This is a genomic window from Desulfobulbus oralis (genome assembly GCF_002952055.1).
Taxonomy (GTDB): domain Bacteria; phylum Desulfobacterota; class Desulfobulbia; order Desulfobulbales; family Desulfobulbaceae; genus Desulfobulbus; species Desulfobulbus oralis.
In genome coordinates this window covers 145,543-166,906 of the sequence record NZ_CP021255.1, presented here as the reverse complement: position 1 = coordinate 166,906, position 21,364 = coordinate 145,543, and the positions used below count along the sequence as shown (strand labels likewise).

Annotated in this window: 18 protein-coding genes and 2 pseudogenes; 10 read left to right on the top strand and 10 right to left on the bottom strand. The window is 60.9% G+C overall.

The genetic code is table 11. The features are described 5' to 3' along the window. Positions 1-178 precede the first annotated feature (178 nt). Positions 179-1,078, top strand: coding sequence for a glycyl-radical enzyme activating protein (locus CAY53_RS00665; protein WP_219842681.1), 900 nt, complete (start codon positions 179-181; stop codon positions 1,076-1,078). Positions 1,079-1,266: 188 nt separating this feature from the next. Continuing rightward, positions 1,267-2,217 (top strand): DUF4037 domain-containing protein, encoded by a 951-nt coding sequence (locus CAY53_RS00660; RefSeq protein WP_104935501.1) that lies wholly within the window; start codon positions 1,267-1,269, stop codon positions 2,215-2,217. A gap of 62 nt (positions 2,218-2,279) precedes the next feature. Here the strand turns inward: CAY53_RS00660 and CAY53_RS00655 are convergent, their stop codons facing one another. Next, the gene (locus CAY53_RS00655) at positions 2,280-4,166 is read right to left on the bottom strand and encodes an ABC-F family ATP-binding cassette domain-containing protein (protein WP_425430770.1); all 1,887 of its coding nucleotides are present in this window, start codon (positions 4,164-4,166) and stop codon (positions 2,280-2,282) included. Between CAY53_RS00655 and CAY53_RS12830 the strand changes: the two genes are divergently transcribed. Both CAY53_RS12830 and CAY53_RS12365 read left to right on the top strand, forming a co-directional pair. Continuing rightward, positions 4,167-4,484, top strand: a complete 318-nt coding sequence (locus tag CAY53_RS12830) for a hypothetical protein (RefSeq protein WP_181040475.1) — start codon at positions 4,167-4,169, stop codon at positions 4,482-4,484. It abuts the gene before it with no gap. Positions 4,485-4,765: 281 nt separating this feature from the next. Next, the gene (locus CAY53_RS12365) at positions 4,766-5,602 is read left to right on the top strand and encodes a hypothetical protein (RefSeq protein WP_146106341.1); all 837 of its coding nucleotides are present in this window, start codon (positions 4,766-4,768) and stop codon (positions 5,600-5,602) included. Between the two features lie 161 nt (positions 5,603-5,763). Here CAY53_RS12365 and CAY53_RS00650 read toward each other — a convergent pair. The 7 genes and pseudogenes from CAY53_RS00650 to CAY53_RS00620 form a co-directional block, all read right to left on the bottom strand. Further along, positions 5,764-6,903, bottom strand: a pseudogene (locus tag CAY53_RS00650) (IS4 family transposase). A gap of 161 nt (positions 6,904-7,064) precedes the next feature. Continuing rightward, entirely contained in the window at positions 7,065-8,282 is a 1,218-nt protein-coding gene (locus tag CAY53_RS00645) for an ISL3 family transposase (protein WP_104935499.1), read from the bottom strand. Positions 8,283-8,334: 52 nt separating this feature from the next. Continuing rightward, positions 8,335-8,552 (bottom strand): annotated as a pseudogene (locus CAY53_RS13275) (helix-turn-helix domain-containing protein); the annotation flags it as partial. A gap of 74 nt (positions 8,553-8,626) precedes the next feature. After that, the gene (locus CAY53_RS14005; RefSeq protein ID WP_104935497.1) at positions 8,627-8,908 is read right to left on the bottom strand and encodes a helix-turn-helix domain-containing protein; all 282 of its coding nucleotides are present in this window, start codon (positions 8,906-8,908) and stop codon (positions 8,627-8,629) included. A 79-nt stretch (positions 8,909-8,987) separates the two neighbouring features. Further along, a complete protein-coding gene (gene ispH / locus CAY53_RS00630) occupies positions 8,988-9,908 on the bottom strand; it encodes a 4-hydroxy-3-methylbut-2-enyl diphosphate reductase (protein WP_104935496.1) in 921 nt (306 codons plus the stop codon). Positions 9,909-9,939: 31 nt separating this feature from the next. After that, positions 9,940-11,556, bottom strand: coding sequence for an AAA family ATPase (locus CAY53_RS00625; RefSeq protein WP_104935495.1), 1,617 nt, complete (start codon positions 11,554-11,556; stop codon positions 9,940-9,942). A gap of 8 nt (positions 11,557-11,564) precedes the next feature. Beyond that, on the bottom strand, positions 11,565-12,014 hold the full coding sequence (locus CAY53_RS00620; protein WP_104935494.1) for a PilZ domain-containing protein: 450 nt from the start codon (positions 12,012-12,014) through the stop codon (positions 11,565-11,567). A 131-nt stretch (positions 12,015-12,145) separates the two neighbouring features. Here CAY53_RS00620 and aat point away from each other — a divergent pair, with 131 nt between their 5' ends. Then, entirely contained in the window at positions 12,146-12,838 is a 693-nt protein-coding gene (aat, locus tag CAY53_RS00615) for a leucyl/phenylalanyl-tRNA--protein transferase (RefSeq protein WP_104935493.1), read from the top strand. 54 nt (positions 12,839-12,892) lie between these two features. On the opposite strand, the gene CAY53_RS00610 is transcribed toward aat, so the two are convergent. Next, a complete protein-coding gene (locus CAY53_RS00610; RefSeq protein ID WP_104937374.1) occupies positions 12,893-14,992 on the bottom strand; it encodes a RelA/SpoT family protein in 2,100 nt (699 codons plus the stop codon). Positions 14,993-15,155: 163 nt separating this feature from the next. Between CAY53_RS00610 and rnr the strand changes: the two genes are divergently transcribed. The 4 genes from rnr to CAY53_RS00590 all read left to right on the top strand — a co-directional run bounded on the left by rnr (position 15,156) and on the right by CAY53_RS00590 (position 19,299). Further along, the gene (gene rnr, locus CAY53_RS00605) at positions 15,156-17,156 is read left to right on the top strand and encodes a ribonuclease R (protein ID WP_104935492.1); all 2,001 of its coding nucleotides are present in this window, start codon (positions 15,156-15,158) and stop codon (positions 17,154-17,156) included. A 152-nt stretch (positions 17,157-17,308) separates the two neighbouring features. After that, complete coding sequence (locus CAY53_RS00600) at positions 17,309-17,797, top strand: hypothetical protein (protein ID WP_104935491.1); 489 nt, start codon at positions 17,309-17,311, stop codon at positions 17,795-17,797. A gap of 2 nt (positions 17,798-17,799) precedes the next feature. After that, positions 17,800-18,588: an RNA methyltransferase gene (locus CAY53_RS00595; RefSeq protein ID WP_104935490.1), complete on the top strand. Its 789-nt coding sequence runs from the start codon at positions 17,800-17,802 to the stop codon at positions 18,586-18,588. Between the two features lie 42 nt (positions 18,589-18,630). Further along, on the top strand, positions 18,631-19,299 hold the full coding sequence (locus tag CAY53_RS00590) for a hypothetical protein (protein WP_146106340.1): 669 nt from the start codon (positions 18,631-18,633) through the stop codon (positions 19,297-19,299). A 171-nt stretch (positions 19,300-19,470) separates the two neighbouring features. Here CAY53_RS00590 and CAY53_RS00585 read toward each other — a convergent pair whose 3' ends face one another. Then, the gene (locus CAY53_RS00585; RefSeq protein ID WP_181040327.1) at positions 19,471-19,833 is read right to left on the bottom strand and encodes a DUF1810 domain-containing protein; all 363 of its coding nucleotides are present in this window, start codon (positions 19,831-19,833) and stop codon (positions 19,471-19,473) included. A 224-nt stretch (positions 19,834-20,057) separates the two neighbouring features. Between CAY53_RS00585 and CAY53_RS00580 the strand changes: the two genes are divergently transcribed. Further along, a complete protein-coding gene (locus CAY53_RS00580) occupies positions 20,058-21,359 on the top strand; it encodes a 3-deoxy-D-manno-octulosonic acid transferase (protein ID WP_104935488.1) in 1,302 nt (433 codons plus the stop codon). Positions 21,360-21,364: the final 5 nt, after the last annotated feature.

The following is a 21,364-nucleotide window of genomic DNA, read 5'->3' as shown; positions in this document are numbered from 1 at the left end:
CAAAGGGCAGCAGGGGCGCCACCCGCTGCGCAGCCCGAGCAAAGGCAGGCGCGGAGCAATACCTGCTCTGGACACCGCAGAGCAATATACAGGACCCGAATGCCACCCAGGCATTGAAAATGCATATGGACTGTCGTGTAGCTGCCAAATCATCTGAATCAGGCAAGGAGCGCGCCTTATGAGCATGGAGGGCATTGTTTACAATATCCAACGGATGTCCACGAAAGACGGGCCTGGCCTGCGCACCACGGTCTTCCTCAAAGGCTGCCCGCTGCACTGCCCCTGGTGCAGCAATCCGGAATCCCAGAGCTTCAAGCCGCAACTCCTGGTCTTCTCCAATCTCTGCGTGGGTTGCGGTGCCTGCGAAAAGACCTGCCCGAACGGTGCGGTGATCAGAACCGGCAACACCTTTAACCGCGACCGCGCCATCTGCACCGATTGCGGCGCCTGCGTCGAGGTCTGCCCAAGCCAGGCGCGCGAAATGTCTGGCATGCGGATGACGGTGGCAGAGGTCATGCAGGTGGTGGACAGTGACAGCATCTTTTACAGCAACTCCGGCGGCGGGGTCACCTTTGGCGGCGGCGAGCCCACAGCGGCGGGGGATTTCCTTGTCGCGCTCATCGACGCCTGCAGAAGCCGAGGTTACCATACCTGCCTGGATACCTGCGGTGTTTGCGAGCCTGTGCGTTTCAGGAAGATCATGGAGAAAATCGAACTCTTCCTCTTTGACTGCAAGCATATGGACCCGGTTGAGCATAAGCGGCTGACCGGCCTGGATAACACACTGATTCTGCACAACCTGCACAACCTTTTCGAGGCAGGAAAGGAGCTGCGTATCCGGGTGCCGCTCATGCCCGGGATCAACGATACGGATGAAAATATCGGGGCCATGGCCGAGTTCCTGCACAGACACGGCTGCTTTGCAGTCGATGTGCTGCCCTGCCACACCTTTGGCTTCAATAAGTACAGGGCGCTGAATCTCTCACCGCCGGAGCTGCTGCCCTATAAGCCGGAAGAGCTGGAGGCCGCGCTGGCGAGATTTCGGCGACACGGGCTCAGGGTGACGATCGCCAAGTGAAGGCCCCGGCATGCCGCCCCTGCTGCGGCGCGCATCCGACAGGACATCTCTATCAAAATTTTCTTGTGGTCATCACCTCTCAGGCTCTATCGTGATTGCCAGAACCTTGGCCTGGATTGGCGCGGCACAGCCGCAGCCTGCCTTTGGCAAGGCGGACAGCAGGGATAAGAACAGTGGAGTCTCAGGGAATGGCGGAAAATTTGGCAAGCGGGCTGGAGCTGTCGCGGCGCTTCTATGCCGCCTGCAGGGAGATGTTGTGGGCGGATATCCCCGAAATTATGGGCAGTGCCGCTGTGGGGCTGGTGGGTGAGGGCTCGGAATGTTTCGGTTTTGACGACGGGTATTCGCGTGATCATGACTGGGGCCCCGCCTTTTGTATCTGGCTGCCTCGCGAGCTTCTGCAGGAGCAGTCCTTACGCCTGGAGGCGGCTCTGGCCCGGCTGCCCCGGAGTTTTGCAGGTTTTCCCACCCGCATGCGGCCGGAGCAGCGTATGGGCCGGGTTGGCCCGCTGGCCATCGAGGATTTTTACGCGCGCCTTGGCATTCCCACCCTGCCTGAAACCTGGCAGGATTGGCGTGCCCTGCCCGAATATGCGCTGGCCGTGGCCACGAACGGTGCGGTTTTTGCGGATGGCTCTGGTCTGTTCAGTTTATGGCGCAGGCGTTTGCTCGATTTTTATCCGGATGGCGTGTTCCGCAAGAAAATCGCCGCGCGCTGTATGTTCATGGCCCAAGCCGGACAGTACAACCTGCCCCGCTGTCTGCAGCGGGGTGATCTGGGGTCGGTCTTTCTGGCTGCCGGGCGTTTTGCCGAGGCGGCCCTGTCCATGGCCTTTTTGCTGAACCGGCGCTACATGCCCTTTTACAAGTGGGCCTGCCGCGCCGCCACGCTCCTGCCCAGGCTGGGCGGCGAAACTGCAGGGCTGGTGACCCGTTTGGCCGCTGCCCGTTGGGACGAGCCGGCATGGGCGCGGCAGACGCTCGCGGCGATCGAAAATCTCTGCTCTGAGGTGGCGGACGAACTGCGCTGCCAGGAACTGGTGCAAGACGAGGGCAACTGGCTCTGGCCGCTGGGTATTGCCGTACAAAAAAGCATTCGCGAACCCGCACTGCGCGCGCTGGATGCCATGCGGGACTGAGGCGCCCAGAGCGCCCCCGGACAGGCCCTGCTGGTGGCGGCATGGGCTGATGGGACGCCCTTTCACTCCTCCCCTGCCTCGATAGCGGCCATGGCCTCCTGGGCCTCTGCCCATTTCTGGTAAGCCCGTTCCACGTGGCGTTGCACCTGGGCGTATTCCCGGCTGATCTCCGCCCATCTGGCCTGATCGCCGTAGAGATCGGGAGATGCCATCAGCTCTTCCAGCTCCTTTTTTCTGGCCTCTTCCCGGTTAATTTCCGCTTCGGCCTCTTCGTTCCGCTTCTTCCAGGGGCCGAGTTTTTTGTTCAGCGCCTGCCGCTCCTGGGCGCGCTGGCGGCGTTGTTGCCTGCGGTCGCCGCTGCGCTCCGGCTCCGCCTCGGCAGCGCCCGTATCCCTGGTGTTCACCTGGACCTGCGCCTGTTCCCGTTCTGCCGCAAGCCGCCTGTGCTCCAGATAGTCGTCGACATTGCCTTCGTATATCGTGGCGCTGCCGTCCTTGATCTCCAGCACCTTGTTGACAAAGGCGTTCACAAAAAAACGGTTGTGCGACACCACTATGATGCTGCCCTCGTAGCGGGCCATGGCCTCCTGCAAAACCTCCTGCGAACTCATGTCCAGGTGGTTCGTGGGCTCGTCCAGCAGCAGCAGGTTGGCAGGCCGGACCAGTATTTTTGCCAGGGCAACCCGGGATTTTTCTCCCCCGGAGAGCACCCGCACCTGCTTTTCCACCGCCTCGCCGGTAAAGAGAAAGGCGCCCAAAAGCGAGCGCACCTGGGAGATGCTCAAGTCTGCAGCCGCACTATAAACCGTGTCCACAACCGAGCGTTCGCCCGCCAGTTCCTGGGCCTGATGCTGGCCGAAATAGGAGAGCACCACATTGTGGCCGTACCTGATTGCCCCCTCGGCCGCTTCGAGACCGGCCAGCATTTTGAGGAAGGTGGTCTTGCCGGCTCCATTCACGCCGATCACGCCCAGCTTGTCGCCCCGCCTGAGCGTAAACGAGAGGCCATGAAAGAGCTCTCTGTCGCCGAAACGCTTGCCCACATCCTTGAGTGTGAGCATATCGCGACCAGAGGGCGCAGCAGGAGGAAAGCTGAAATGGATGCTCCGCTCCGTGTCCGCAAGCTCGATCATCTCCAGCTTTTCGAGCTGCTTCACCCGGCTTTGCACCTGCCGGGCCTTGGTGGCCTTGTAGCGGAAGCGGGTGATGAAGCGCTCGGTCTGGCGGATCATGGCCTGCTGGTTCTCGTAGGCGGCGCGTTCCTGCTCCAGCCGCTGGGCCTTTTCCAGCACGTAGTGGGAGTAGTTGCCGCGGTATACGGTCAGTTTGCCGAGGCTCAGTTCCCAGGTCGTGCTGGTGATGTGATCCAGGAAGCTGCGGTCATGGGAAATCAGCATAATGGCGCCCTGATACTGCTGGAGGAAATCCTCCAGCCAGGTCAGGGAATCCAGGTCCAGATGGTTCGTGGGCTCGTCCAGCAACAGCAGCGCCGGCTGCTGCAGGAGGAGTTTGGCTAAAAGCAGCCGCATCACCCAGCCGCCGGAAAACTGGTTCACCGGACGGGCAAGATCCTGGGATTTGAAGCCCAGACCAAAGAGTACCCGCTCAATGCGCGGCTGCATGTTGAATACCCCGCTTTCCTCCAGCGCATGCTGCAGCTCGCCCTGCCTTTGCAGGAGGCTGTCCATCCTGGGGTCGTTCGGATCCAGATCGGCCAGATCCCGGTGCAGGGTCTCCAGTTTTTTTTGTTGAGCCAGCACCGCATCAAAGGCACGTTCCGCCTCCTCGTAAAGTGTGCGGCCGCTGTCCGTGAGCTTTGGCTCCTGGGGCAGATAGGCTACGGTAAACCAGCTCGCCCTGGTGATGACGCCCGGGTCGCTGTCCGCCAGACCACACATGGTGCGCATGAGCGTGGACTTGCCCGCGCCATTCACCCCGACCAGACCCACATGGTCACCGCGCTGGATCTGCGCGGAAATGTCCTTGAAAAGATACTGGCCGCCGAATTGCAGGGAAAGGTTGTTGATGCTGAGCATAGGGAAACAGGGAAAGGAAAAGACGAAACAAAAGGCGTGCCCCGCTGCGGCGAGGCAAAATGCGCCGGAAATGTACAGGATGCAGGCCGCAGCAACAAGGGGGAAAAGGAGGTGCCGACACGTATCCCGGTCTTCTGGCCCGGCAGCGGGAGAGAGTTCCGATTTTTATGGGAGCCTTCGCGTTCGCGCGGTCAATCCGTTTTCACCCAATCGGCCGGTCCCGGGTTGTGACATGTCCGCTGCCCTGCCTTTGAACAGTTCGTTCTTTGCGTAAGTGATGTTGCCATGAGGCAGACACCTGACTCTTGCCGAGCTGCACAGGATGATCCAAGGGAGAATTCGCTTGCACTATGTGGATAAAGTACCTATACCATATAAAGAAAGTGCGGGGCCTGTTCCCGGAAAATTTATTTCATTTTCAGGCAAGTCTGGATAACAACAGTGAATGATAACATAATATGTTATCATCAAGCCGGAATAAAACAGCAAATATTTAAAGGAATCTGATAATAATGATTATTCCAAAATCCTGGATTTGTGTAAGCCACGAGGTTAAATTGCAAAACGGTATAGTCTGGCCAATCCGCACATGGGGCTGGGGTGAAACTGAGGAGGAAGCCAGGCATCTTGCTGAAAAGAGAGCCGGGCAGGTAAGAGAATGTTTCTTACAACAAGATATTCCGGATCAATATGGATATAGTGATAGACCACTTAGGGAGGAGATTGTTGAAGCTGTCAATAATAATATTGATGAATGTAACAATATTATAACGAGAAATAGATATGGGGCATTAATACTTAATAGTACGGAATTACTAATTCTTGATATAGATTATAAAATACAGAAAAGGATTCTTATTTCCAGGATGTTCGGGCATAAATCGGAAGAATCTGAAGAAAATCAGTTAAATAAGATCAAGAAACAGCTAATAACTTTTCCAGAAATATCATTTAGAATATACAAAACAGCAGCAGGTTTTCGGGCTATCGCAACAAACAGAATATTCCATCCATTGTCTGATGAGACAAAACGATTAATGCAGGCAACAAATACTGACACCCTTTATCAAAAGCTATGCCATGCTCAAGAAAGTTTCCGTGCTCGCCTGACGCCAAAGCCGTGGCGTTGCGGTATAGCTCTTCCTCCAAATGCCTTTCCCCGTACAGACGCCAAGGATGAAGAAAAATTCATTGCCTGGAAAAGGAAATACGAACAGGAAACGCAAAAATTCTCGACTTGTAGATATATAGAAACTGTAGGGAGCGCCGTGATAGATTCGCGTTTGTCCAGCGTCATCAGCGTACATGATAAAATGACTCGCTGTACATCAAATTTACCCCTTGCATAACAGTTGGTTGCATCAGAATTGATATATGCTGAATTTCTGCTGTCTCATAGATATTGAAACCAGAAAATTTGGAGAAAACAGTCGGTGGGGTGAATTCAAATTGCAAATGCACCGATGATGGCGTGGTTAAAAACCTCAGCGGCACTGCTGTCCCACTAAATTTAGAATAGCGATAACTGGTTGTTGTGTAATGGTATTTTTTGTTTTTCCGGACAAAAAAGTTCGTCTAAATCCCGCCGTTCAAACAAATTGAGCTGAACAAGCCGTAAAACCTGCAGGATAGATTGCCCCAGGCGACTGCGAAATTTGATGAAGGCCACCAGAAGATACGCGCACAACGCGATCCACAGCTGCGTCCGCACCGCGTTCATGCTACCGCCCACGAAGCTCTTCACCTTCAGGTGCTGTTTGATCCACTTGAAGAACAGCTCCACTTGCCACCGCTCCTTGTACAGTGCCGCCACCGTGGTTGCCGCAATATCCACCGCGTTGGTCACAAACTCGTATTCCTCACCTCTCGCTTCATCCAGAAAGCGGACTGTCCGGAACACGCCCTCCACTCCTCTGAACCGGATTTCCCGGTCTTCCAGGATACCCGCGCTTTTGCACCCCCGGCGTTTCGCGCCAGGCTGCCCCGCAGCACCACGCTTCAGGCGTGTGACGAAATGCACGCCATCCTTCGTCAACTCCTGATACCACTGGTAATCCGTGTAGCCCCGGTCAAAGACCACCCAGGAACCTCGGGGAAGACGCAGTTCACGCGCCTTGTTGATCTCGTGGACTCGCCCTGCCGTCATATCCACGAAGCTGGGCAAATAGCCGTCCGCCGCAAGCCCCACATGCAACTGCATCGCCCCCTTGCTGGCGCGGTACGTGGCCCGGCGAAACAGCGAGAGCGGCAGCTCAATCACCGTGGCATCAAGGAGATAGACCTTGCCGCCGTCTTTGAAGCGGAACTTTTGGTTGGGAGGCGCAAGCGATTGACAACGAGCCAAAAGCGCTACGAACACCTTTTCGAACAGCTAAGCGGCTGTCTTTTCATTAGCCCGCGCCAGACTGGAACGACTGAATGAGCCGAGGCCCAGATGATACAGTTTGCGACTTTGCGGTGAAAAGGCATCCACAATGCCGCGTAAACTGTCGCGTCCAGCGAGTTGCCCCACCAGCATGGCCACAAACTGCGTCCACGCAGAAAGGGCGCGGCGGTGTTTCTTTGGTTGAACCGCCCGGCGGACTTGCTCAAATTCATGTCTCGGAAAAACTCTAAGCAATTGGCCGACAACCGTGCTACAATATCCCATGGCTTGGACCTCTTTGGTTTTAATGAACTTTTTGTCAAATCCATTATACCACACCAGGGGCTCCAAGCCTGTATTTTATCCCGAAATCATTGATATTTTGTGGGACAGCAGTGCCTCAGCGGGAGTCTGGTAGTGTAAACATTTGCGGGTTCCTCGCTGTTTCATGTGGGTAGGGCAAAAGAGAGGCCCGCACCCAGGAGGTAGATCATGGCGATCAGATTCTTCGTGGACCGGTAGCCACGCGCCCGAGACCTGGCCGCCTGGATCAGGCTGTTCGTGCCTTCCAGAATGCCGTTGCTGATCCTTGAAGTGAACCAGCGCAAGATGCCGTCCCAGTGCCGTTTGATGGTCGCCGCTGCCTGTTTCATGGGTTCCAGCCGGCAGTGCGTCGCCCAGAAGTACCACCTCTTCAGGAAGGCCTCCGCCTGGCCGGGGGCCTGCTGGAACAAGTCCTGAAATGTCGTTTTCAGTTGCCAGGCCCGGGCCGTTTTCAGATTCAGCCCGGACATGGTGAGTGCCGCCAGACACTCCTGTTGCGAGGCAGGTAATTTGTCACGGTTTTTCAGCCACACATACCGGCTCTTCGCCAGCTCGGGCCGAGTCTTCGCCTCCTCGCGCCGCACCTGGTCCACCGCGTCGCCCAGCACCTTCATGATGTGGAACCGGTCAAAGGTGATGTGCGCCTCGGGGCAGTTCGCCTCCACGCCGGAAATGAACGCGGGCGACATGTCGCAACACACCTCGTTTACCTTTGCGGGATCGCCGCCATGGGCCGCAAGCTCTTCCTTGAAGCGCTGGATTGTGGCGGCATCCCGGCCCCCGGTGGCGAACAGCACCTTGTGGCTTCGCAGGTGGGCGAACACGGTGACGTAGTTGTGGCCGCGTTTGCTCGTTGTCTCGTCCACGCCAAAGGAAGCGACGTCGGCGCAGGAGATGCTCGTTCTGGCCTCCTCCACATGGTGATTCACCACGCGCCAGAGCCGGGTGTCATGCTCGCCCACATGCTTTGCCAGGCTTCGTGCTGGCATGGGCTTGGCGAGGCTCATGACCAGGGCCTCGAACAGCAGGGTGAAGCCGCTGCCTGGACGCGCCCAGGGCACGGATACCTGCTTGACGCCGCAATGGTCGCATTTGACTCGGGGCAGCTTCGCGGTCAGCCAGGCTTCGTGCTGGAAAAAGTTCAGGTGCCGCCAGCTCTTTTCCGTGGTGTCGTATGCCTTGAGGTCTGCCTGGCCGCATTGCGGACAGACAAAGACGCTGCCCCGGGGAAAGGCCAAACGAATATCCAGGCGCTTTTGCTCTGCGGCAAACTCGCAGGACTCCACCTGCCACGGCGGAGTCAAACCAGGGGCCATTTGGAAAAGGTCGGTGTCACGCATGGATTAAAACCTCAAGAAGGGAAACAAGGAAAAAACACCTTGCCCACATGAAACAGCGAGGAACCTGCCTTGCTCTCTTTCGCCTTTTGTGGGCGCGCCGCTCTGCGCACGATAGCCTCGTCTTGCAGAATTGGAGTTGCGGCGCAGTTCCCGGGAAAGCGTGCTGTGACTCCTGCCCAGGCGTCTGGCCATTTCCCGGCAGCTCAGGCCCATGGACACAAATATTTCGATCCTGATGCGTTCTTCCAGAGTAAGATGGCTATGGGACATGGCGGGCTCCTTCTGGCCGAGTGGTTGTTGGTGCTGCCAACTCGACCAGAATCCCGCCCTGTCCTTTTAACTCTTCATGCCCCTACCCAGTGGTGCATTTGGAATGAGAATCTACCCTCAAGCCGCTTCTCCCGTTCAAATTCACGAATCCACCGGCTCACGCTGTTCAGGTGGTAGCCCAGGATGTCAGCGATTTGTTGCCGTGAAACGCCCGCGCCATAAGCCTTGACCGCAACCGCACGTAGTTCTGAACTTTTTCTTGAATAATTTGAAAGTTGAAATGCTCTAGAGAAGAAGAGCCTGCGGCAGCGGGGATATTGCCAGAAAACGGGGCGAGCACTGCGGAGCCTGCTCATGCCCCTGTCTGTGCGCTCGGCGAAAGGCCGAAGGGGCGCGCCACCAAAGGGTGCTCAGACTTGGGCCAAGGTGCAGTCGTTACCCCCTGGCAGCGGCCACGGGAAAGCGGACGACCTCATCCTCGCCAGCCATTTCCTCGACGTTGCCGGGTGCGATCTCCTGCAGACGGGCAATCAGATCGCCGACCAGATGCTCCGGCGCCGAAGCTCCGGCGCTGACCCCCACCCGCCCGATGCCCCGGAACCACGCCGGATCGATATCGCCCGCGTCCTCGATCAGAAGGGCCGGTGTTCCGCGGGTCGCGGCCACCTCTTGCAACCGGTTCGAGTTGGAGCTGTTTTTGGAGCCGACAATGAGTACCAGATCGCAAAGGCCGGCCAGTTCGCGTACCGCCTGCTGGCGGTTGCTGGTGGCATAGCAGATGTCGCTGTGCCTCGGTTCTGCCAGACCGGGAAAGCGGTGACGCAGCGCCGTCAGCAGTTCTTCGGTGTCATCCACGCTGAGCGTTGTCTGGGTGACATAGCCGACTTTCGCCCCCTCGGGCACGGGCAGGCCGGCCACTTCTTCCGGCCTGGCGATGACGTGCACCGGAGCGGCAACCTGGCCACAGGTGCCCTGCACCTCGGGATGTCCTCTGTGGCCCAGCATCAGCAGCGTGTAGCCGTCTTCGTGGAGGCGGGTGATGCGACGGTGCACCTTGGCAACCAGGGGGCAGGTGGCGTCGATGGTGAACAGTCCCAGGGCTGCGGCCCGTTCCTGGACCTCCTTTGCCACACCGTGCGCACTGAAGATGGTGCGGCTGCCTGCCGGAATTTCGTCCAGATTTTCGACAAAGACCGCGCCCAGCGCCCGCAGCTCGCTGAGGACGTGGGTGTTGTGCACGATTTCGTGCAGCACATAGACCGGTGCACCGTACTGTTCGAGCGCCGAGCGGACCAAGGCAATGGCCCGCTTGACGCCGGCGCAGAATCCCCGGGGCTTGGCAAGAAGAATATCCATATGGCGAGTGCGCTTTGGCGATTGTGCCCTGTCAGCCTCCGTTCAACTGCAAAGCCTCGGCCACGGACAGGGGATAGGGGTGATGGGCGCGCAGTTCGAAGGACAGGTTGTTGCGGGCCTGCCGGGCAGCTTCCGGGGTGTCGAAGATGCCGTAAAAGACAAAGTACGAGACAGGGTTGCCCTCTTTTTTGATGATGTAGAGCTGCTTTTCCTCGCGGAAAAAGGCCGGGGCTTCCAGCAGGCTCGCCAGCTCCTGCCCGGCGTTCTCGCTGTTGAGGGTCAGGACGTGAATGGTACTGGCCCCGCGATAGGAGGATGCCACCAGGGCAGTGCTGGCGGCCAGCCGTGCCTCCAGCAGGGTGGCGCCGCGGGGACCGGCCGCCTCTTCCGCTGGCGGTGCCGGCGCAGCCGGGTTGCTCTCCGGCGCGGCTTTGGCCGCTTGCGGTGCGGCCAGTACCGTCTCCGCAGGCCGGACGCCCGATCCGGGCCTGGCAAGCTCCAGCCTCAGGCCCAGCATACAGAACAGCCCGGCCGCAATCAGCAGAGCGGCCAGCAGTTTTTTGTTGGCTGTGAGCAGGTCGTAGAGCAGGAGCAGGGGGTTGTCCTCCAGCGGCTCGTCCGCCTCCGATCCTGCGGCTTGCTCTTCCTGAGGCCAGTCCTCCCGCTCCAGGGGCGGCCCTCCGCCCGCTGATTTTTCCTGTTGCGGGACGGCCGGCGCTGCCTTAGGCGGCGAGATGCCGGCGCTTTTGGGCGCCGCTTCCGCGCCACGGGCCGGCAGCGCTTCTTCTGCCGCGGAGCTGGCAGGGGCAAGGGGAGATGCTACTTGTCCGGCCTCCGTTGCGGCTGCCCCGCCCCGGGCGGCTTCCGCTTTGGCTGCATTCGGAGCCAGGGCAGGCAATGCCTGGGCCAGCAGGGTGGCGGCCATCTCCTTGCTGCGGGCGATATTGCCTTTCGCCTGTCCAAAAATGGCGGCGCAGCTCTTCCTGTTCAGAATGGCCTCGTGCTTGTCCCAGTGGATGCCAGCCGCGTGCAGGAGAAAGTGCAGGTATTGCTCCGATTCTTCGGCCGTCATGGGTAACAGCACGTGCATGCTGTCGGGCCGGTTGGCCGGGTCCAGCCGCGCCAGCTGTTCCAGCACCGGCATCAGGGTATCCGGACAGACCAGGAGCAGGGCAAACTCCGGAACCAGGTCGCCGGTATGGCGGCAGCGGTCCAGGAGTCGCTCCAGAATGGCGGAGAAAAGCTGTTCGCCCTGATCGAGAATCAGCAGCACCTTGTGCAGATCGGCCTGCCGGGCCAGCACTTGCCGGTTGAACTCGTCTGGCCAGGAAAAGCCCGGCCTCCTGCTGTCACCCGTTGTCCCCAGGTCAATGCAGGCCTGCCTGAGCAGCTCCTCATAGGAGTTGGCCGGCCGGTTCAGGTAGACCGGAATCCAGTCCGGGGGCAGGCGTTCCATGATGATCTGGCAGCACAGACTCTTGCCCGAACCGGCATCGCCGCCCAGGCTCAGGAAGCGCCTGCCGCTCATCAGGGCAAGCACGATTTCCTCGCAGAGCGCCTCGCGCCCTGCGCCGGGAAAGAAGCTGTTCGTGGTGTTCTGGAAGGGTGGCATGGGCATGCCGGAAGAATCTGGCCGCTGGTTCTGCATGGCTGCTCTTATCTGCTGTTGCCGTGTTTCAGGGCCACGGAAACGTAGACGCTGTGGATGCGCGTTTTGGTGGCCTCATCCACATTCACCAGCTTGATGCCGCAGGTGTGGCCGAGCGAACCTTCGCTGACATGGCGAACAATGCCCTTGCAGAGTATCTTCTCTTCGCCCAGAAAAAAGCCCATCTTGACCCGCTCGTTCACCTGCAGGGCTTCCTGCAGACGGACGGCCACCCCGGTTTCGCTGATGTCCTGCAGGATGCCGCGGTTGAGTGAGCTGATGGTGGCGATTTTGACGGGAATGCAGGGCACGCCGAACACCTTGACCAGCTCCTGATCGCTCAGCCGCTGGGAGCGCCGTTTGTCGTTGCTGATTTCCGCCCTGTAGTCCCATTCGACCTGCAGATCCTGCAGATCAAGTGCGGGAATGTCATCCCAGCTTTTTTTCTCGTTGTCCATCGGATATCTTTTCTGGCCAGAAATGGGAAAGGATGCTCTGCCCGGTGGCAGTGCGCCGCTACATGGCAACAGGATACAAAAAATAAGGGCCGAATACAAAATTATTTCCGCATCCCCGTGCAGGAGGCATCATGCCGGTTTTCCGTTTGCATCGGCAGCCGTTTTTCCCGTCGCCCGACCTGGCCGAACCGGACGGTCTTTTGGCAGTGGGCGGCGATTTGTCGCCCATCAGGCTGCTTGCCGCCTACAGGATGGGCATTTTCCCGTGGTATGGACCGGATGACCCGATTCTCTGGTGGACGCCGGATCCCAGACTGGTGCTTTTTCCGGACAGGATGCACGTTTCGCGCCGTCTGGCGCGGACGCTGCGTTCAGGCGTTTTTCAGGTCACGGCAGACCGCGCCTTTGCGCAGGTCATTGCCGCCTGCGCCGGCACGCTGCGCCACGGGGCGGCGGGCACCTGGCTTGTGCCCGAGATGCGGGCCGCCTATACCCGCCTGCATGCGCTGGGTTTTGCCCATTCCGTGGAAACCTGGCAGGAAGGCCGGCTCGTGGGCGGCCTCTACGGGGTGGGGCTGGGTCGGGTATTCTTTGGGGAATCCATGTTTTCCGCAGTCCGGGATGCCTCCAAGGTTGCCCTGGCAAGCCTCGTGCACAACGCAGGCAGCCTGTCCCTCGAACTCATCGACTGCCAGGTGCGGAGTGGCCACCTGCTCAGCCTGGGCGCCGAGGAGATCGCCCGGGAGGCCTTCATGGCGCACCTGCGGCGGCTGATCCAAGAGTCGGAGCCGCAGAGACCCTGGCGGCTTTCGGCCTGGGCCTAGCCCCGGGCCAGCGTGCCGGCCACAGGGACATCGTGCCCTTGCGGCGCCTCTTGCCTACATATCCAGCTCGAATTCGTAGACGAGGCCGGAGTGCTCCAGGTGGCGCATGATTTTTTTCAGGTCGAGCAGGGTGCTGATCCGAAAGCTGATTTCCCAGGCGCTGTCACGGTCGCTGCTGCCCAGATGGACCACCTCGGAGATCGCCATGATTTCGGGGGCCTTGGCCAGCATGGTGAGCAGAGCGCTTTTCGTGGCCTGCATAACGATGAGCTTCTGCAGCTTCACAACCGGGGTCCTGGAGAGCTGCCAGCGCACTTCCACGGCGTCTTCCCGCTGAAAATCGATTCGAGCGAGCTGCGGGCATTCCTTCCGGTGCAGGGACAGGCCCCGTTCGCTCAGGAGCCCGATGATGCCCCGGTCGAGCGGGCTGGGGTGGCAGCAGGCCGAGACCTTCATCACCACCGGATCGACCGTGGAAAAGGTTACCTGATTCAGAATGCCGGTGGGAGGCACCAGGGTGGGATGGCCGGCGTAGAGCCGGTCCCGGATTTCGGCCACCAGTTCGGGCAGCCGCACCCGGTTTTCGCCCAGGGCCAGATACAGCGCCGGCATGTCCGGCAGCCCGAAATGGTCGAGCACGCCGCTCATGTCCTTGTCCAGCACCTCCCGCGGGATGCCGTAGCGCCGCAGCTCCTGTTGCAGCACCGAGGCGCCGATCTGCCTCGACACATCCTCGCGCCGGATCCTGAAGGTCTTGGAGAGTTCCGCGCGCGCCTGCGGGGTCTGGCAGAGGCTCTGCACTTCCTGGTCAAACACCACCGGTTCGTCCTGCCGGAGGATGCGCACCACGTTGCCGTCCTGGAGCACATGGCTGGCCGGCACCTTTTGCTGGCCGATCATGGCCCCGGTGCAGGAGAGGCCGATGGCGGAGTGAATGCGGAAGGCGAAATCCAGGGCAATGGAATTGACCGGCAGGCAGATGAGGTCGCCTTTCGGCGTGTAGGTGTAGATTTCCTTGCGGTCGCCGGCGGCAATCAGATCGCGGTAGGACAGGGATTCGTCGCGTCCCAGAATATCGAACATCTCCTGAATCTGTTTGAAAAAACGGGTGCTTGCCCGGCTGCCCATGGTCCAGTCCCGCACCATGCCGCGTCGCGCCCGGCGCTGCATTTCCTCGGTGCGGATTTTGAACAGATATTTTCTGCCCCCAATGATGGGGCGGCAGTGCAGGCACTGGTAGCCGGTGGGCTTGGGGCTCGCGATGAAATCCCGGATGCTCCGTGGGGAGGGCGCATAGATGCCGTTGACCACGCCGAGCGCCGTGTAGCAGCTGTCCAGGTCCTCGGTCAGGATGACGATGGTCTGCGGGGTCTCTATGCGCTGCATGAGCATGTGGTGGTGCATGTCGTAGTAGGCCCACAATTCCCGGGTGCGCAGCTCCACGCAGGCCTTCAGCCCCTTTTCGGCCAGAGCTGCCCTGATGCGGTTCACGATGTCCAGGGCATCCGGATTTTTGAGCAGTTCCCTGATATGCGCCCTGATGGGCTTGCACTGACGCGGGAATTTGTGGGTGAGGGCCAGATTGTAGAGTTCGCGCTTGATGTCGAAGAGCCCCAGAATCGTGGCCAGGGGCGCGTAGATGTCCAGGGTTTCATCGGCGATTTTCTGCCGCTTGTCTCTGGGCATGCTTTTTAAGGTGCGCATGTTGTGCAGGCGGTCGGCCAGTTTGACCAGCATGACTTCCAGTCTGGCCGCCGCGCCGCTGAAGATTTTGCGGTGCACCAGCTTTTTGAAAGTCTGGCGGCCGCCGGTGAAATTGGTTACCTTGGTGCAGCCTTCGACAATGGCAGCGACATCCGGGCCGAATTTCTCCGTCAGGAGCGCGCTGTCCACCCCTTTCACATCCTCGATGGTGTCGTGCAACAGGGCGGCGGCCAGCATTTCGGGCGAGCGGATGTCCAGTTCCGCAGCCAGAATCTGCGCTGCCAGACAGGGATGCATGATGTAGGGATCGCCCGAACGGCGGCGCTGGTTTTTGTGCGCATCGCAGGCAAAGTCCAGGGCCGACCAGAAAACCCGGGTTTCCGGGCCAAGACCAATGATGGCCGCCATGGACTGACGGTAGTCTTCGATATCGAATGTTCCGTGCTGCATGGTGCCTCGGCATGCTGTGGAAAAGGGGCGTTGCGGGCAGGCGTTCTGCGCAGAGCCCGGCAGAAACACAAGCTTCCACCTTAGCAGAAGATATTCTGCCATACCATGAAAAACGCCCGACTGGGCACAATACTTGCTTTTTTAAGAAAAACGGTGAGATAGATTGGCCATTAAACGAAGATCGCAGAAACGGGGCGCTGGATTCGCTGCTCTGCAACGACGGGCGGGCGGCCGCGCCCCGCGGCCTGCAACGGGGCGTCGGCAGGTCACGGGGGTGTTGGAGGTAACGGCCAAGGGTTTTGGCTTCGTGGCGCCGACAGGCCAAAGCGCCCTGGCCGGCGGGAAGGATATTTTTATCGCCCGCAGCGATCTGGGCGGAGCCGTGCACGGCGACACCGTGGCGGTGCGGCTTTTGGGCACGGGGCGGGGCCGGCAGGAAGGCGTGGTCTGCCGGGTGCTGCAGCGGGCCTGGACGCAGGTGTGCGGTATCTTTTCGGCCAGCCCGGCCGGTGGCTTTATCGTGCCGGACAACGAGCGCCTGAGCCAGAGCTTTGTGGTGGGCAGAACGGATGCGCTGGCCAAAAATGCGGACGGACTGGCGGTCTTGGCCGAGATTCTGGACTACGGTTCGGAGAGCCGGCAGGCGCAGGCCAAGATCGTGCAGATTCTGGGCGACCCGCTCGATGCGGCTGTGCAAGAGCGCATGGCGCTGTTTGCGGCCGGCCTTGCCACTGCCTTCCCCAAGGCGGTGCTGGCCGAGGTCGCGGCCCTGCCGGAGCTGAGCGAATGCGAGCCGGGCCGGGAAGATCTGCGGCATCTTCCGCACGTGACCATTGACGGCGGGGATGCCCGCGATTTTGACGACGCCATCTGTGTGGCCAGGGCGGCGGAGGGCGGCTTCATGCTCTACGTGTCCATTGCGGATGTGAGCCACTATGTGCGGCCCGGCAGCGCGCTCGACCGGGAGGCCTACCGCCGGGGCACAAGCGTTTATCTGCCCGGCCGGGTTCTGCCCATGCTGCCGGAGCGGCTCTCGAACGACCTGTGCAGCCTGATGCCCGATGTGCCGCGGCCGGCCTTTACGGCGATCCTGCGCTTCGATGCGGCCGGCCGTCGTACTGGCCAGCGCTTTACGAAAAGCCTGATTCAAAGTGCCAGGCGCTGCACCTATGCTGAAATCGACCGGCTGCTCTTTCAGGATGGGGCCCCGCCTGCCCATGCCCCGGCCGCGATTCTGCCCATGCTGGAGCTGGCCAGGAGCCTGGCCAGGCTCCTGAAGGCGCAGCGCCTGACCCGCGGCAGTCTGGAATTCGACGCGCCGGAGCCGGAGGTGGAGCTGAAGGGCGGCAGGGTGGTGGCCATCCGCCGGGCCGCGCGTACCGGGGCCCACATGCTCGTCGAGGACTGTATGCTGGCTGCCAACGAGGCCGTGGCCGAAACCCTGGCCCGGGCGCGACAGCCGGTGCTGTACCGCATCCACGAGGCTCCGGATCCGGAAAAGCTGGAAATTTTTGCCGACGCGGCCCGCTCCCTGGGCCTGCAACTGCCGCCCGGAGCGCCGGATTCCGGCTGGGTGGCGCAGGTGCTGGCCCTGTCCGCAGACCTGCCGCAGGCCTACATGATCAGCAATCTTCTGCTGCGCTCCATGCTGCAGGCCCGCTATAGTCCGGAAAACCTGGGCCATTTCGGGCTGGCAGCCGACACCTACCTGCACTTTACCTCGCCCATTCGCCGCTATCCCGACCTGATTGCCCACCGGGTCCTGCAGGCCTGGCTGCAGCGGGAGCAAGCAGCCATGGCCGCTGCCGATCTGGCCGAGGCCGGGCTGCACCTCTCCCGCTGTGAGCGCCGGGCCATCGAGCTGGAGCGGGACGTTCTGGCGCGTATGGCCGTGCTCTGTCTGCACGGGCGGGAGGGCGAAAGCTTTGGCGCCACCATCTCGGGCTTCAGCTCCTTTGGCCTCTATCTGGACCTGGAGGCCAGCGGCATCAGCGGCGGCGTGCCCATGAGCCTGCTGCCCGCCGACTACTATCTGCTCGACAAGCGTCGCCACCGGCTGATCGGCGAGCGGCACGGCCGCATTTTTCAGTTGGGCGATGTGGTGCAGGCGCGGCTCGAGACTGCGGATATCACCACCAGGCGCCTTGTTTTTTCCCTGGCCTGAACCTCGGTGGAGGCCCCTTTTCTGCGCTTTTCCTTGACGCTGCCGGATGCTTGCCATAAAAATAGAGCCCGCAGGCCAAGGAGGCTGGCCGCGGGCCAAGGGCGCCCGCGCGGCTGGCCCCGGACTTTCTCACTACCTTTTGAGGCATACGCATGGATACCAGCTGGCTTGGCGATCTGCTTTTCAATCCTTTTACCATTGGTTTGGGTTTTGGCCTGATCGGAGCGGTTTTTGTCTGGCTCCGGGGCTGTGTCAAGATTCGGGAACTCAACAGGGACCGGCGCAAGCTGCGGGAGCATCTGCAAACCAAGCTGGAAATAGACGCCGTGGAAACCGAGCGCCGCAAGCAGGAGATGGAAAATCTGAAGCAGGAGCGGGACAATCTGCGCAACATGGTACAAAGCCTGAACCAGAAGCCGGGCCGTGCCGAACTCCGGCAGCTCCAGGTGTTCCAGCGGGCCGTGGACGTGATGATGACCAAGTCGCCCGGCTTTGCGCCGGTCTGGCAGATGACCGTTCAGGAGGCGGAAGAAGAGATAGTCCGGGCCGAGCGCGGCATCATTCCCTTTATCCGGCGGATGACCGGCAGCTCCTCGCCGGGCCGTGGGCCGCTCGAGCTGGAACAGCACAGCGGCAGGTAGGGGTGGGCCGCTCCCAGGTGGATGGTGGCGCGCTTTCCGGCTGCGGCATCATCCTGGTGCATCCCAAATTCCCGGAAAATATTGGGGCCGCAGCCCGCATTGCCTGCAATTTTGGCATCCACGGGCTCCATGTGGTGAGCGATGAGCATCACGACGAAGAGCGGATGCTCAAAATGGCCACCCACAAGGCCGCCTTTCTGATTCGCGACATGCACTACTGCGCGACCACCGCCGAAGCGGTCGCGCCTTTTCAGCTTGTGGTGGGCGCCACCGCGCGCCAGGGCCGGCGACGGATGGAAGATCACACGCCCCGGGAAGTGATGGCGCAGATTGCGCCGCTGGCAGCCGAGACGCGCATCGCCCTCATGTTCGGCTCCGAGGCCAGCGGGCTGACCAACGAAGACCTGGATTTCTGCCAGTATGCCTCCACCATTCCCACCGCCGACTTTGCTTCGCTGAACCTGGCCCAGGCCGTGGCCATCCACGCCTATGAACTCTACACCGCCCTGCACGCCCACCCCTTTTCCGGGGTGCCCAAGTCGGATTTCGCCAACTCCTATGACCTGGAAGGCATGTATGCGCACATCGAGGAGGCCCTGGACATCATCACCTTCCTGCGTGACGACAATCACGTCTTCTGGATGCGCAATATCCGCCAGTTTCTGGGCCGTGTACGCCTGAAGAAGAAAGAGGCCAGCCTGATCCGCGGGGTGTGCCGCAAGCTGCTGTGGTACAGCAGAAGGCACAGTCCGGAAAGCCAGACCGCCTTGGCGCGCGGTGAAGAGCGGTAGTGCACGGATTCTTCAGGTTTCATGCCTTTTTTGGAGAGGCACATGCGGGAAGCAAATGATGTGAAGTCACTTTTGCGCGATATTCGCCGGGCCATGGACTATGCCGTGCCCGAGGCGCAGCGCGCCGGGGCCGATGATCTGGTGGACCAGTACCGGGACGACCGGCTGGCACTCATGCTCTTGCGGGAGTTTTACAGCTTTCTGCCGGAGGCGGCCGAGGACTGGGCGCGCGAAATTCTGCGCATAGACCGCAGGCAGGGCATCTTCCTGCTGGCACTGGCAAGCGGCAGCGGGCGCTACGTGTATCTGGTCTCCGACGAGGGCGTCGAGTTTCATGGAGACGTGAAGGACGGCTGTCTGACCGACGAGTTGCTGGACTTTTTCGGCTACGAGAGCGTGGATGATTTCGTGCGCAAAGCCACGGGCGAGCTGCCCAACTACGAAGCCCTGAATCAGGATGAGGAGCTGTGCCCGGTCTGCCATGCGGCCAGCGGCGAATATCACGAGCTGGGCTGCGTGGTGGAGATTTGCCCCTGGTGCGGTGGCCAGCTCGTGCACTGCAGTTGCCGCCACGACCAACTGGGCGTGGACAGCATCGAAACCGAGGCGCAGCTTCTGGAGTTCGAGGCGATTCTGGAAGAGCGGGGGCGCATTCCCTATTCGCCGGAGCAGCGGCCCTCGTTTTTGCAGCATGAGTCTGAAGAAGAGTAGGGCAGGGGCCACGCCCACAGCATCCTGACCGCAGGCCCGCCCGGGTGCGCCGGACAGCAATGCCCTCAGAGGGCGCGGATTGAAATCTTTAAACAGTTTTTTCCATCACCCTATTCGCAAAAGCCGCAGGGTCAGCGGATCTTTGTCACCGCCGAAGAACCTGTCGAGCACCTACTGAAACACCGGCTCTTCGGGGCGGGCCAGGGCAAAGAGCGTCATGGACGAGCGGAGCTTGATGTCGTCCGGAAAACCGAAAATTTCGGTGGGCTTGTTTGTCTCAAGGCTCAGCAGCAGCGCCGAAATGTGGACAAGCCTTGTCCCCAGCAGCGGATGCACCAGGAAGGCTTTGGCCTCTTCCAGACCGCTCAAGGCATAGCGCCGCGCCATGGGGCTGGAGCCCAGGCCTGAAAGCTGGGGAAAGATGTACCACATCCAGTGGCTGCGTTTGCGGCCGTTTGCCAGTTCGGCGTAGGCCATCTCGTAACGGCCCTCCTGCGCCGACACAAAGCGGGAAAGATCGTGATTCGCGTTCATATTCGCCCAAAGTCCGGGGCATCTTTTTGTTGACGGGTCTGCATTATGCGCTTTTTTTTGCGGCAGTGCCAGGCACTCTTGTCGGCGATGTCAGGTTTGGCAAAAGTCCCGAATGAGCCCGCACCGACTCGCCATGGGCCGGCACCGAGGCTCTGACGGCGCTTGCATTGCCGCTTCATTTTTTACCGAGGCCAGTTCTCCTTTCCCGCTCCCCCGACGCCACCATGTTGCTGTTTTACAATCTGCTGCGCCTTCTGCTTGCTCCGTTCATCCTGCTGCTGCTCGCGGCAGCCTGTCTGCATCCCAGGTACCGGGCCAGGGTGCCGGCACGACTGGGTTTTGGCCTGACCCGCCGGCTGGGGTGGCTGCAGGGGCCGGTCTTCTGGGTACACGCGCTCTCGGTGGGCGAGCTGAGCTCCTGCGCCCCCCTGCTGCGGGGACTGCGAAGCAGATGGCCGGAGGCGCCCATCGTGCTGAGCGTGACCACGAAAAGCGGCGAGGCCGTGGCCAGGACCCACGTTGCGGAACTCTGCCAGGCCATCGTGGCCGCGCCCTATGATCTCTACCCGGTCGTCCGCCATTTCATCCGCACGATACGGCCTGCGGTCTTCATACAGGTGGAAACGGACTTCTGGCCGGGCTGGCTGCAGCAGCTCGCCCAGGCCGGTGTGCCGGCCCTGCTGGTGAACGGCCGCATCACTGCGCGTTCCTTTGCCCGCTACCAGCGTTTTTCCTGGTTTTTTGCGCCCATGTTCCGTTGTTTTTCCGCCCTCTGCATGCAGACCGATGCGGATGCCGACAACATGGCCAGTCTGGGGCTCGCGCCTGCCCGCATCCACACCCTGGGCAATCTGAAGTTCGACGCGGCTGAAACCAGGGCGCTCACCGCCGCCCCGGGGCAGCGGCAGGCATGGAGCAGGGGCCTGCGGCGCCGGTACGGCTTTGCCGAGCATGGGCCGCTTTTGCTCCTTGGCTCCACGCACCCGGGCGAGGAGGAACTGCTGCTGCTGGTCTGTGCCCGTCTGCGCGCGACAATCCCGGATCTGCAGATCCTCCTGGCGCCACGTCAGCCCGGCCGGGCGGAGGCCATTTCGGCGCTGGCTGCCCAATCCGGGCTGATTTTCCGCCGCCGCAGCCAGCCGAGGGAGGCGGGGCAGGGCCCTTTCCTGCTGCTGGATACCCTGGGCGAGCTGGCTGGCTGTTATCCCCTGGCTGATGTGGCTTTTATCGGGGGCTCGCTGGTCCCTTTGGGCGGACACAATCCGGTGGAAGCTGCGGCAGCGGGTATTCCTGTCTGCTTTGGCCCGCACATGGCGGACTTTGCCGAGATCGCTGCCGCCCTTGAGGCTGTGGGCGGCGCGCTCCGGCTGGAGATCCGGAGTCTCGAGGACGCTTTGCGGCGTCTCCTTACGGATGAGCGGGAGCGTGAGCGCAGGGGCGGCGCAGCGCTCAACTGGCTGTTGGCGCAGCGGGGCGTGGTGCAGCGGCATCTGCAGTTGATCGAGCCCTGGCTGTCTGGCCCCTGAGGCCG